This window comes from Lachnotalea sp. AF33-28, from assembly GCF_003477885.1.
Lineage (GTDB): Bacteria > Bacillota > Clostridia > Lachnospirales > Lachnospiraceae > AF33-28.
In genome coordinates this window covers 178,829-192,188 of the sequence record NZ_QUEE01000009.1, presented here as the reverse complement: position 1 = coordinate 192,188, position 13,360 = coordinate 178,829, and the positions used below count along the sequence as shown (strand labels likewise).

The 13,360-nt window shown below is 51.0% G+C and carries 9 protein-coding genes; all 9 read left to right on the top strand.

Annotated features, from left to right (window positions below):
* The first annotated feature begins 22 nt into the window (after positions 1–22).
* Entirely contained in the window at positions 23–1,813 is a 1,791-nt protein-coding gene (locus tag DWZ56_RS14120) for an aminopeptidase P family protein (protein WP_118557281.1), read from the top strand.
* The gene (mutY, locus tag DWZ56_RS14115; protein ID WP_118557280.1) at positions 1,813–2,928 is read left to right on the top strand and encodes an A/G-specific adenine glycosylase; all 1,116 of its coding nucleotides are present in this window, start codon (positions 1,813–1,815) and stop codon (positions 2,926–2,928) included. The genes DWZ56_RS14120 and mutY overlap by 1 nt, the downstream gene beginning before the upstream one ends.
* A gap of 190 nt (positions 2,929–3,118) precedes the next feature.
* Positions 3,119–4,018, top strand: coding sequence for a nucleotidyltransferase family protein (locus DWZ56_RS14110; protein ID WP_118557279.1), 900 nt, complete (start codon positions 3,119–3,121; stop codon positions 4,016–4,018).
* A gap of 64 nt (positions 4,019–4,082) precedes the next feature.
* On the top strand, positions 4,083–5,810 hold the full coding sequence (locus DWZ56_RS14105) for a phospho-sugar mutase (protein ID WP_118557278.1): 1,728 nt from the start codon (positions 4,083–4,085) through the stop codon (positions 5,808–5,810).
* A gap of 168 nt (positions 5,811–5,978) precedes the next feature.
* Positions 5,979–6,194, top strand: a complete 216-nt coding sequence (locus DWZ56_RS14100; protein ID WP_118557277.1) for a hypothetical protein — start codon at positions 5,979–5,981, stop codon at positions 6,192–6,194.
* Between the two features lie 360 nt (positions 6,195–6,554).
* Positions 6,555–8,180 carry a glycosyltransferase family 2 protein gene (locus DWZ56_RS14095; RefSeq protein WP_118557276.1) on the top strand — a complete coding sequence of 542 codons (1,626 nt, stop codon included), beginning with the start codon at positions 6,555–6,557 and terminating at the stop codon, positions 8,178–8,180.
* A gap of 40 nt (positions 8,181–8,220) precedes the next feature.
* A complete protein-coding gene (locus DWZ56_RS14090) occupies positions 8,221–10,335 on the top strand; it encodes a glycosyltransferase family 2 protein (protein WP_118557275.1) in 2,115 nt (704 codons plus the stop codon).
* A gap of 79 nt (positions 10,336–10,414) precedes the next feature.
* Positions 10,415–12,244, top strand: coding sequence for a glycosyltransferase family 2 protein (locus DWZ56_RS14085; protein WP_118557274.1), 1,830 nt, complete (start codon positions 10,415–10,417; stop codon positions 12,242–12,244).
* 106 nt (positions 12,245–12,350) lie between these two features.
* A complete protein-coding gene (locus tag DWZ56_RS14080; RefSeq protein ID WP_118557273.1) occupies positions 12,351–13,358 on the top strand; it encodes a glycosyltransferase family 2 protein in 1,008 nt (335 codons plus the stop codon).
* Positions 13,359–13,360: the final 2 nt, after the last annotated feature.

Sequence of the window (13,360 nt, the reverse complement as noted above, 5' to 3'; positions counted from 1 at the left end):
GATTATTAAGGAGGAGATTACAATGGTGCAGGAAAATTTAAACAGGCTTAGAGCCCTGATGAGTGAGAAACAAGTGGATGCCTATATGGTGCCCACCTCGGATTATCACGAGTCAGAATATGTAGGCGGATATTTTAAGACACGGGCGTGGATGACCGGATTCACAGGCTCTGCAGGCACACTAATCGTATCACAGCAGGAGGCGGGCCTTTGGACCGACGGAAGATATTTCATACAGGCGGAGACCCAGCTAAAAGGCAGCGGCATCACGCTGTACCGCATGGGGAATGAAGGTGTGCCTACGGTATTTGAATTCCTGGAAAACACGGTGCCGGAAGGAGGCTGCCTCGGATTTGACGGCCGTGTGGTCAATGCCGCTCTGGGCAAGGGTCTGGAGGACGCGATGAAGAAGAAAGGCGCCCGTATCGCATGGGAAGAGGACCTGTGCGGACAGATCTGGACGGACCGCCCCGCTCTTTCGGCGGAAAAAGCATATCTGCTGAAGGAAGAATACACGGGATGCAGCATGGCCGACAAGCTGGCGGGACTGCGCATGGCCATGAAGGAAAAGGGCGCGGATATCCATCTGAATACCTGTCTGGATGATATCGCCTGGCTGTTTAATATGCGCGGCAACGATATACCGTATAATCCGGTGGTGCTTTCCTATGCCGCGGTTACTATGACGGAAGCCGTGCTGTTTGTGCAGGACGGAGTGCTGGGAGAGGATATCGCCCGTGAACTGGAGAAAAACTGCGTGACCGTCCGCCCGTATGAGGCCGTATATGACTATGTGAAGCAGATTCCGGAGACTTGCAGGGTGCTTTTGGATAAGTCCAGAACCAATTACGCGATCTGCAGCGGTATCTCTTCTGCGGTTAAGATACTGGATGAGAAAAGCCCCGTGATGCTCGCCAAAGCCGTTAAAAATCCGGTTGAAGTGGATAATGAGAGAAATGCGCATAAAAAAGACGGCGTGGCCGTCACGAAATTTATATACTGGCTGAAACAGAATATCGGAAAGACAGAGATAACCGAAATCAGCGCATCGGATTACCTGGAAGAGCTTCGCAGGCAGCAGGAGAACTTTGTGGAGCTAAGTTTCGATACAATTGCCGCCTATAAGGACAATGCGGCCATGTGCCACTACAGCGCCACGCCGGAGAGCAGCCGCACGCTGAAACCGGAAGGCTTTCTTTTGGTGGATTCCGGCGGCCAGTATCTGGAAGGCACAACGGATATTACGAGGACCATCGCCTTGGGAGCGCTGACAAAGGAGGAGATCCGCAGCTTTACGCTGGTTCTTAAGGGAATGATCCGTCTGGCAAAAGCGAAGTTTTTGTATGGCTGCCGCGGGCTCAATCTCGACTATCTGGCCAGGGGACCGCTGTGGGAGCACGGGATGGATTATAACCACGGCACCGGCCACGGCGTGGGATATATGCTGAACGTACACGAAGCGCCCAACGGGTTTCGCTGGAAGGTCGTGCCGGAAAGAGACGACAGCTGCATACTGGAAGAAGGAATGATCACATCTAATGAGCCAGGTTATTATGAGGCTGGGCAGTACGGCATCCGCACGGAGAACCTGATTGTCTGCAAGAAAGCGGAAAAGAATGAATACGGCCAGTTCATGGAATTTGAAACGCTGACCCTTGCGCCCATAGACCGTGATGCCATAGATGTATCGCTGCTGGATGAGGAAGAGCTGGAGTGGCTCAATGATTATCACCGCAGAGTATATGAGGAGCTTTCTCCCTGCCTGGATGCCGCGGAAGCCGCTTGGCTGAAAGAAGCCACCGAAAAACTGTGATGCAGCAGGATTTGTTTGGTTCCCTGAAAGTGCTGGAGCCGAGAGAACGGCCGTTTACAAAGGAAGAACGCCTGAAGGCCATGGTTTCACCGATGCTTGGCTGGTTTGAGAACAACGCAAGAGTGCTGCCCTGGAGACAGGAGCCCACTCCCTATAGGGTATGGGTGTCGGAAATCATGCTGCAGCAGACCAGGGTGGAGGCGGTCAAGCCTTATTTTGAGCGGTTCATGAGGGCGCTGCCGGATGTGGCAGCTCTGGCGGCCGCTCCCGAGGAAAAGCTGCTGAAGCTGTGGGAAGGGCTGGGTTATTATAACCGGGTGCGCAACATGCAGAAGGCGGCCGTCACGGTGATGGAGGAATACGGCGGCAAGATGCCGGCCTCCTATGAGGAGCTCCTGAAGCTGAAAGGGATCGGTTCATATACGGCGGGTGCAATCTCTTCCATCGCCTTTGGAATTCCGGTTCCCGCCGTCGACGGCAATGTGCTGCGCGTTATATCCAGACTGACGGCTTCACGGGAAGATATCAGCCGGCAGACTGTGAAAGCGCAGATGGAAAAAGATTTAAAGTCCGCTATGCCGCAGGACGGTGCGGGTGATTTTAATCAGGCCCTTATGGAGATCGGCGCCCTGATCTGCGTGCCGGGCGGCGCGCCCAAATGCCAGGCATGCCCTTTAAATACTCTGTGCCTTGCCAGCAGGGAGGGGCTGACGGAGGAGATACCCGTTAAGGCCGCAAAGAAAGGCCGGCGGATTGAGGAAAAGACAGTGTTTCTGATAGAATCTAACGGCGGTATTGCCATACGCAAGCGTCCGGATACAGGGCTGCTGGCCGGCCTGTATGAATACCCCAACACAGACGGTGCGCTAAAACAGGATGAGGCGAGGGAATATCTGCTCTCACAGGGAGAGACGGATTTCACAATAGAACCGCTGCCACCGGCGAAACATATATTTTCCCATGTGGAATGGCATATGCAGGGCTATTGCGTGCGCCTGTTGGGAAAGCGCGGCGATTCCTTTCAGTATGCAGACGCAGAAGCGCTGCAGAATGAGTATGCGGTGCCGGCCGCTTTTGCAGCATATACAAGGCTGGTGCCCGGCATCTGCCGATAAGTTCCCTGTAAGAACCGGCCTGTAAGAACCGCGGCATTCATCAATTTACAATTGCAGGGCAGTATGATATAATGTCGGCAGACATTATATCGTGCTGATTTTCGTCTGCAGAGCAGACAGGTTTCCATTGAAAATCAGTGTAAGGGCGTGTCTTTAGAGAAGGTGCGCGGAATACGGAGGTTAGATAAAAATGAGCAAAAACACATTGTTAATTATGGCGGCGGGTATGGGCAGCCGGTTCGGCGGGATCAAACAGCTGGAGGCGATGGGGCCCAACGGCGAAATCATTATGGATTATTCCATCTATGACGCGGTGAGAGCCGGGTTTGAAAAAGTGGTATTCATCATCCGTAAGGATATTGAAAAAGATTTTATGGAAGTGATTGGCAACCGCATTTCCAAATTGGTGAAAACCGAGTATGTATTCCAGGACATGCATGATCTGCCGGAGGGATTTTCTGTGCCTGAGGGCCGCAGTAAGCCCTGGGGCACTGGACAGGCGATACTTGCCTGCAAGGATGTGGTGGACACGCCTTTTGCGGTCATCAACGCAGATGACTATTACGGACAGGAGGGATTTATTAAGATCAATGAGTTCCTCAATACCATGAAATCCACCCCCGATATGATGCAGGCCTGCATGGTCGGTTTTGTTCTGGGCAATACCTTAAGCGAAAACGGCACCGTGACCAGGGGACTCTGCCAGGCTGAAAACGGCAAGCTGACGGGAATCGTGGAGACATCCAATATCGGATGGGACGGCGAGGATGTGGCGGCAGACGGCGTAAAAATCCCCGCGGACAGCATCGCGTCCATGAACATGTGGGGCTTTACCCCTGAGATCTTTGCACAGCTCGAAAAAAGATTCCCTGAGTTTTTAAGCGATCTGGGCGGCAATCCGCTAAAGGCGGAATTCCTGCTTCCCACCATCGTGGGCGATCTGGTTGCGGAGGGAAAGATGGAGGTATCCGTGCTGAAATCCTCCGATAAATGGTTTGGTGTCACTTATAAAGAAGACGCTCCATTTGTGCGTGAGTCCTTTAAAAAGCTGATCAGGGAGGGAAAGTATCCCGAAAAGCTTTATATCTGAATTGTGAAGCGGCTGTAGTAAATACGGCCGCTTTGCCGGTTAAAACTTGTGAAGAGGTTTGCATATGACAGATTACAGAGAAACATACCGCATATGGCGCAGCGCTCCATGGTTTGATGAGGCGACAAGAGAAGAACTAAAATCAATTGAAGGCGACGAAAAAGAGATAGAGGACAGGTTCTACAGGGATTTGGAATTTGGAACCGGCGGATTAAGAGGCGTGATCGGTGCGGGAACCAATCGGATGAACCTGTATACTGTGGGAAAGGCCACACAGGGGCTGGCAAACTATATTATCCGAAACGGCGGACGGGAAAAGGGCGTGGCAATCGCCTTTGATTCAAGACATATGTCCCCGGAATTTTCAGAAGCGGCTGCCCTGTGTCTTAACGCCAATGGCATACAGACATACAGGTTTGAAACTCTGCGACCTACGCCGGAGCTGTCCTTTGCCTTAAGAGAGCTGAAATGTATTGCCGGCATCGTGGTAACGGCCAGCCACAACCCGCCGGAATATAACGGCTATAAGGTATACTGGGAAGACGGCGCTCAGATTACAGCGCCAAAGGACCTTGAGATCATATCCGAGGTGAACCGCATCACAGACTTTCGGGAAGTAAAGACTATGGACAAAAAGGCTGCGGTGGATCAGGGACTGTATCATGTGATCGGTGAAGCGATGGATGACCGGTATATGGAGGAACTCAAGAAACAGATCATTCATCCAGAGGCGATCCGGGAAATGGCGGATGATATCCGCATAGTCTATACACCGCTGCACGGAACGGGAAACATCCCTGTGCGCCGTATACTGAAAGAACTGGGCTTTCGCCATGTGTATGTGGTGCCGGAACAGGAGTTACCCGATGGGGATTTCCCTACAGTATCCTATCCGAATCCAGAGGATCCAAAGGCGTTCGCGCTGGCGCTCGAACTGGCCGGACAGGTAGATGCGGATATTGTGCTGGCAACGGACCCGGATGCTGACCGCCTGGGCGTTTACGCCAAAAATAAAGCGGACGGACAGTATGTGAGCTTTACCGGCAATATGTCGGGCATGCTGATCGCGGAATACATTCTGCGGGAAAGGCGCGCAAATCATACGCTGCCTGGGGACGGCGCGCTGATCAAGACGATTGTTACAACCAACATGGCCGACCGGCTGGCGGGGGAATACGGCGTGGAGCTTATCGAGGTTCTTACCGGCTTTAAGTATATCGGAGAGCAGATTAAATTCTTTGAAGAGTGTGGAAACCGCCACTACGTGTTCGGTCTGGAGGAAAGCTATGGCTGTCTGGTAGGCACCCATGCCCGTGACAAGGATGCGGTATCGGCTGTTATGGCGTTATGTGAAGCTGCTGCATGGTACAAGAAACATGATATGACTCTGTGGGATGCGATGGTAAATCTGTATGACAGATACGGGTATTACCGCGAAGGCCTGTCCACGCTGACATACAAAGGAGCCGATGGCGCTGAAAAGATAGGGGAAATCATGGAGGATCTCCGGAGAAATCCGCCGGAAAGGATCGGAAATTTTACGGTGAAAGCGATCCGCGATTACCGGGAGGGAACCCGGACAGATGCAGAGACAGGCTGTGTAGAGAAACTGACGCTGCCGAAATCCAATGTAATTTACTATGAATTAGAAAATGACGAATGGTGCTGTGCGAGGCCATCGGGTACTGAGCCCAAGATAAAATTTTACATGGGGGTACGCGGATCCGGCCTGGAAGATGCGAAACGGAGGCTCGAGCAGCTGACCGGTTCAATTCATGACCGTCTGAAGTAAAAAAAGCTGTAAAGCGTATGCCGGAACCGTTCTGAAGAATACAGAAATTTTGGCTGAACCTGGCTGAACAGATAAAAAAATGTGCGTACGAAAGAAAAAAGTTCTTAATTATATGTAATAATTAAGGACTTTTTGCGTTTCTATTATTATAGAAGGAGGGAGCAGGCAGTGGAAGTATGCGACTGTATTAGGTTTAACGGACAGCTGATCAGCAGCACGCTGTTACATGAGTTAGTGGAACGATCGCCGATAGTAAAGATCGCCCTTAGAGACACGGTAAGCGGAACCGACATAGAAAAGGGAACCCCTTCGGAAATGTACAGCAAATGGTGGTTGTGTTTCCAAGGCGGCCAGGAAATAAACGTATATGTAAAAAACACATAAACTCCAAATAAAGTTACTGCCCAGACATGTGCTGCGTTATAGGCAGCCGTGATCAGTAACCAAATAAATCTTGAGGCAGCTCCCATAAAAAATAAATATAGGAATCTCTGGGGGGATGTGGTATAATGTCGACAGACATTATACCAGCGCTGATTTCCGTCTGCGAAGCAGACAATTTCCCCAGGAAATCATGTGCATCCCCCGGAGGGGCATGTCAGTGTGCTGACAAAGCATAATGTCGACAGACATTATACCAGAGCTGATTTCCGTCTGTGAAGCAGACAATGTCAGGCCTTTGACCTTTCACATTTCCATAAGGTAAGGCCCGTACAAAAAACCCGACACAGGAAGATTCCGATTATGCGATATCACATCGAAGGAGCCAGATATAAATATGGCAGAGTTATAATCAAGGGATGGGCTATCGGCGCTAATGCCGAATCCAAAGTTCATCTCCAAGTTTACGTGGGAAAAACCCCGCTTACAGAAGCGCAGATTGTCCGAATTCCCCGTCCCGACATCGTTACAGCCTTTTTTCCCGGCACATCCGCAGACCTCTACGGTTTCCGCATCACGTTTTCCGCGAACACCTTCCGCTCCTATGATCTGCGCATCCGGTCGGGCCTTTCACGAAAAATCATCAAAATCAATCTGACAGAAATCCAGGATACCGGAACCATACTGCCGAAAGGCATGAAAGAGACCATCAGGCGTTTCCTGCACAAAGATGCCGCGATTCCTGTTCCTCCCTCCGCTCCGGTGAGGCCGATATTCATGTATCAGCCTCTGATCAGCGTTATAGTGCCCGCCTACAGGACTGATAAAATCCATCTAAGAGAGATGATTGAATCCGTTTTGGAGCAGACCTATCGCCGATTCGAACTGTGTATAGCCGACGGCAGCGCGTCTGGTGAGGAATCCGAGGCGGCGCGCATCATCCGGCTCTATTATCCTGATCCGCGCATCCGCATAAAAGTTCTGGAAGAAAACAAAGGAATATCCGGCAACACCAACGAGGCCTTCCAGATGGCCAAAGGAGAGTTCATCGCCATGCTGGATCATGACGATCTGCTGGATCCTGATGCCCTTTATGAAACGGTCAGGGCGTTAAATAACGATAAGAGCCTGGATTTCATATACAGTGACAGCGATCTGACTGACTCCGATACCATGCGGTTTTACAATCCGCTGTATAAGCCTGACTGGTCGCTTCATACCATGTATTCAGCCAATTACATCACCCATTTTTCCGTCATACGGACCAGCATCATAAAAAAGGCAGGCGGATGGAACCCGGCCATGGACGGTGCTCAGGATTGGGACTTATTTCTGCGGGTATCTGAGATAACGGATAAAATATACCATATTCCCCAAATACTATATCATTGGAGAGTGGCGGAGAGTTCCACGGCCAGGGATATAGGGACAAAACCCTATGCGCTGGATGCTCAGATCCGGGCGATACAATCTCACCTGGACAGGACCGGCAGAAATGGACGGGCGTATTTCGAAGACCGGGTAAGCTACCTCATACGCATTAAATGGGACAGCGCAAAGGCCGACGGAACCGTATATGTGCAGCCAGGTATCAATCTGGACAGCGAATCCAAAAACGAGCTACTCTCCTGGACATCCCAGCCGGATGTGGGCATGGTGATGCCGGCGGTACTGGATGCTTCCGACAGCATTGTGTCTATGGGAGATATATGGACGGAGGGAGAGATAAAAACGCTGTATCGGGGCGTTTTCGTGCATACTGCGGATGAATGGGGCAATACCGACTGGTACCGGGATGTGGATCAGGTATCGCCTGTCTGTTATGCCGTATCCGGTGCTGCAATAAAGCGGGTCGGAGAACCCGGGGATGATCTGGAAGAGTACTGCAGAAAGGTGAGGGCTGCCGGCCTCTGGATCGTAACCACGCCCTTTGCCCGCGTATACCTGCAGGACGGACATAAGGAGCTCGCCGCGGGCTTCGTAAAATAAGGACAGGCCCCGGCCGGACCGGAAAACAGAGGAAAATAATATGCTTTCATACTATATAGATAAATCAGAAATATTTGGCTGTACGGTTCATTTAACCGGCTGGGCTGTATCGGATACGGGGACACTGCCGGAATACCGGGTGACTGAACGCCATGGTGAGGAGATGAAGTTCAGCTTTCGCAGGCTTGACCGGCCGGATGCCAGCAGAAGCGCGCTGGGAGACGAGAGGCAGAGAGACTGCGGATTTGATGTGAAATTTGACTGCAATTTGGAAGAGAGATACTGCCTTCATATCAGCGACGGGCAAAAAGAGAAAAGGCTTTCCATCTTACCTAAAGAGCTGATCAGAGAACAGAGCCGGCGTTATGTGAATTTTAAAAAGATGATCCGTCTCACAACCCCTGCCATGGCGGCCGACGATATTCGGACGCTTCTTAAAAGAGGGCCGGTCGAACTGAAAAAACAGTGGAGAAACCGCTATGAGACAGAAGAAAACCGGTATGCCAGATGGCTGGAAAAGCACGGGGAGTGTGAGCCGGCCGCCCTTTCCTGGCAGCCGCTGATCAGCATTGTGGTGCCGGTATATAAGCCTCCCAGAGAATTTCTCAAACAGATGATTGCATCCGTGCGGCAGCAGTCCTATCAGAACTGGCAGCTTTGTCTGGCGGACGGCGAGGGCAGCATGGAGCCCGTGCTGCGCCAGGCGGCGGATGAGGATTCCAGAATCCGGTATCAGATTTTGGATGAGAATCTGGGGATCGCGGGCAACAGCAATGCCGCTTTGGAGCTGGCCACAGGAGAATATGTGGGGCTTTTGGATCATGACGATATACTGGAAAAACACGCGCTTTATGAAGTGGTGAAAGCTCTGAACGAGGATCCCGACACCGACATGCTCTACAGCGATGAGGATAAGGTATCCATGGATCTGCGCGTGTATTTTGACGCCCATTTAAAGCCCGATTTTAACCTGGACCTGCTTCGTTCCAATAATTATATCTGTCATTTTTTTGTTGCCAGAAAAGAACTGCTGGATGAATTGGGAGGCTTTCTGCCGGATTATGACGGCGCTCAGGATTATGACCTGATACTGCGCTGTTCGGAACGGGCGCGTAAGATATGCCACATTCCCCGGATCCTGTATCACTGGAGGACCCATCAGTTTTCCACCTCAGAAAATCCGGAGAGCAAGATGTACTGTTACACCTCCGGAAAGCTTGCGCTGGAGGCGCATCTAAAGAGGATGGGGCTTAACGCAGATGTATCCCTGATCGGGGACCATCTCGGCTATTACCGCGTGAAGTACCGGGTAACCGGAAAACCTAAAATCTCCATTCTGATACCCAACAAAGACCAGCCGGATACGCTGAAAGCCTGTGTGGATTCCATCAGAGAGAAGTCCACATATGGGAATTATGAAATCATAATCATTGAAAACAACAGCACGGGAACGGAAATTTTCAGTCTGTATGAGGAGCTTAAGCTGGATCCGCGGATCAGGGTTGCCGTGTGGGAGCGTGATTTTAACTATCCCGCCATAAACAATTTCGGAGCTTCCCTGGCGCAGGGAGAATTTCTGCTTCTGTTAAACAACGATACCAGAGTGATTACGCCTGACTGGATGGAGGAACTGCTCGGAACCTGTCAGAGGCCGGATGTAGGCATTGTGGGAGCCAAACTCTATTATCCGGATGATACCATTCAGCACGCCGGCGTTGTGATGAAGCTGGCCGGCGTATGCGGACATGTATTCTGCGGGATGGACAGATCCGAGCCGGGGCGTTTCGCCAGAGCGGTGGTACAGCAGGATTATAGCGCGGTCACAGCCGCCTGCATGATGGTGAAGAAAAGTGTCTATGAAAGCGCGGGAGGGATGGATGAGGCCTTTGCGGTAGCCTATAATGACGTGGATTTCTGCCTGCGGGTGCGCGGGATGGGCCTGCTGGTGGTATTTACCCCCTTTGCAGAGCTTTATCATGACGAGTCCAAAACCAGGGGATATGAGGATAATCCGGAGAAACAGAAGCGGTTTACCGAGGAGAAAAAAAGACTCCTGGGCCGTTATCAAGAGTACCTTGAGAAGGGCGATCCCTGCTACAATCCCAATTTAACATTGACAGCGCCGGATTTCTCGATTAATATGGAGGATGTTTGACATTTGGCGACTATAGACACAGACTGCTGCTGGCTGGCACTTCATATTTGTACGTGCCCGGCGGCGGTATGAGGGAATTATGGAAATACAGGAAGAGCGCAAGCCGAAAAATCTGATAGCGAAGACCATCGCTTACTGCAGAAAGAACGGCTTGAATAAATGTGTGAAAAAAATATATCTCAAGTTCTTTCGCCTGGAGGAGGTCAGCTACCGCCAATGGCAGAAGGGGGCTCTGCCCACTGCGAAGGATCTGGAAAAGCAGCGCGGCCATAAGTTTGATTATGAGCCGCTTATCAGTGTTGTGGTTCCGATGTATGAGACACCCGTACAGTTCGCCCGCGAGATGATAGAATCCGTACAGAAACAGACCTACGGCCATTTTGAATTATGCCTGGCGGACGGCAGCCCTACAGCGGGTGAAACAGCAGAGATTGTGCAGCAGATGGCAGCGGCAGATTCCAGAATCCGCTACCTTAGGCTGGAGGAAAATCAGGGAATCGCCGGCAACACAAACGAAGCTCTTGCCATGGCAGAGGGCAGTTATATCGCGCTGCTGGACCACGACGACCTGATCTCCCCCGATGCTCTGTATGAGTGTGTGAAGGCCATCAACGCAGACCGCGACACGGATGTGCTCTACAGCGATGAAGATAAGGTGGATATGAAAGGCAAAAAGCAGTTTGATCCGCATTTTAAGCCGGATTTCAACCTGTATCTGCTTAGGACCATGAATTATATCTGCCACCTTTTTGTGGTGAGCCGGCGCGTATTGGATGCGGCAGGCGGCTTTCGTACGGAATACGACGGAGCCCAGGACTATGATTTTATATTCCGATGCGTGGAGCAGGCCCGAAAGATACGGCATATTCCAAAGATCCTGTACCACTGGCGCGCTCACAGGAATTCAACTTCCGAAAATCCGGAGAGCAAGAAATACGCCTTTGAAGCCGGCTTAAGAGCGGTGGAAGCTCATTACCGCCGCATGGGAGTGCATGCGAAGGTGGAGCACGGGATTAAGTACGGAATGTACCGCACTGTCTTTCAGCGTCCCTATGATCCGCTCATATCAGTCATCATACCCAACAAGGATCACGTACAGGATCTGGACCTGTGCATCCGCACGCTGACCGCCCAAAATGCTTACAGCAATTATGAAATCATCGTGGTGGAAAACAACAGCACAAAGAAAGAGACCTTTGCCTATTATAAAGAGCAGGAGTCCCGTATGGACAATTTCCGGGTGGTGACCTGGAAGGAAGGTTTTAATTATTCCGCTATCAATAATTTTGGCGCAGGTTTTGCAAAGGGCGAATATCTTCTGTTATTAAACAATGATATCGAGATGCTAAGCGGCGGCTGTCTGGAAGATATGCTGGGATTTTGCATGCAGGAAGGCGTGGGCATCGTGGGCGCTAAACTTTTCTACGGCGATGACACCGTGCAGCACGCCGGAGTGGTGGTCGGTCTCGGAGGCGTCGCGGGCCATGCATTTGTGGGGCTGCCCAGAGAGGAATACGGCTATATGGCCAAGGCCATGTGCACTCAGGAGATGAGCGCCGTCACGGCCGCCTGCCTGCTGGTTAAAAAATCGGTCTATGAAGAGGCCGGCGGCATGACTACGGAGCTTGCGGTAGCGTTTAACGATGTGGATTTCTGTCTGAAGGTCAGGGCGCTGGGCTATCTTGTCATATACGATGCCAATGCCCAGGCATATCACTACGAGTCCAAGTCCCGGGGATTAGAGAATACGCCGGAGAAGCTGGAGCGCTTTCATAGAGAAATGCGGTTTTTCCGGGACCGCTGGGGTGAAATCCTCGAGAAGGGCGATCCCTACTACAATGTGAACCTGACTCTGGACCGCAATGATTTTACGTTCCGCAATCCTTACTGGATGCCTGTGGAGTTCTGACGGCAGGCAGAAAGCAGTTAAACTTGCAGAAATAGGGAAAAATGATTATAATAGAGTAACAGCTCACGCAGAGGTTATGGCTGCAGGAGCGGAAGGTTGAACTAAAATGAAAGTAACGGTTATAATTGCCAACTATAACGGCGCCCACTTTATGGAACCCTGCCTTGAGTCACTGAAGGGGCAGAGCTGCCGGGATTTTGAGATACTGGTGGTGGATAACGCATCTACGGACGGCAGCAGGGAGCTGCTTGATGAGAAATATCCCGAAATCAGGGCGATCTACCTGAATAAGAACTATGGGTTCAGCAAGGCCGTGAACGTTGGAATACAGGCGGCAGATACGCCGTATGTGATTTTGCTCAATAATGATACCCGTGTGGACGAGCATTATGTGGAAGCGCTGCTTAAGACGATTGAGAGCTCGGACAGGATTTTTTCAGTGAGCAGCAAGATGATTCAGATGTATCATCCGGAGCTCATTGATGATGCGGGGGATTTGTATAATATTATCGGATGGGCGTCACAGCGCGGTGTTGGTCAGCCTTCCTCCGGCTATACAAAGCAGAAAAATATATTCGCGGCCTGCGGCGGCGCGTCCATTTACCGCAGGGAGGTATTTCGGGTGATCGGGGATTTTGATGAGAAGCATTTCGCTTACCTGGAGGATACCGATATAGGATACCGGGCCAGGATCTTCGGCTATCGCAATGTTTACTGCCCGGACGCTTATGTTTACCATGTGGGGAGCGGAACCAGCGGTTCCAGATATAATGCATTTAAAGTAAAACTGGCTGCACGCAACAGCATCTATCTGAATTATAAAAATATGCCGCTTCTGCAGCTCATCGTTAATTCCCCGTTCCTTCTTGCGGGATATTTGATTAAGTGCAGTTTTTTTAAAAAAATCGGTTTCGGCAAAGAATATAGAGAGGGGCTGGCCGAAGGTTTTAAGACAGTTTCCAGCTGCCGCAAGGTGCCGTTTTGTTTTAAAAATATATGGAATTACATCCGGATTGAGGGTGAGCTGATCGCCAACATGTTTATTTATGCGGCGGAGTACGCTTCCCGCAGGCGTTATAAGGCGTCGCCAGTTAAGAAAGATTTAAGAAAATAGAC

Excerpts from the sequence above, each read along its gene's own strand:
- DWZ56_RS14080 (WP_118557273.1), top strand. The coding sequence starts at position 12,351 with ATGAAAGTAACGGTTATAATTGCCAACTATAACGGCGCCCACTTTATG.
- DWZ56_RS14110 (WP_118557279.1), top strand. The coding sequence starts at position 3,119 with ATGAGCAAAAACACATTGTTAATTATGGCGGCGGGTATGGGCAGCCGG.
- DWZ56_RS14105 (WP_118557278.1), top strand. The coding sequence starts at position 4,083 with ATGACAGATTACAGAGAAACATACCGCATATGGCGCAGCGCTCCATGG.
- DWZ56_RS14090 (WP_118557275.1), top strand. The coding sequence starts at position 8,221 with ATGCTTTCATACTATATAGATAAATCAGAAATATTTGGCTGTACGGTT.
- DWZ56_RS14120 (WP_118557281.1), top strand. The coding sequence starts at position 23 with ATGGTGCAGGAAAATTTAAACAGGCTTAGAGCCCTGATGAGTGAGAAA.
- DWZ56_RS14085 (WP_118557274.1), top strand. The coding sequence starts at position 10,415 with ATGGAAATACAGGAAGAGCGCAAGCCGAAAAATCTGATAGCGAAGACC.
- mutY (WP_118557280.1), top strand. The coding sequence starts at position 1,813 with ATGCAGCAGGATTTGTTTGGTTCCCTGAAAGTGCTGGAGCCGAGAGAA.
- DWZ56_RS14095 (WP_118557276.1), top strand. The coding sequence starts at position 6,555 with ATGCGATATCACATCGAAGGAGCCAGATATAAATATGGCAGAGTTATA.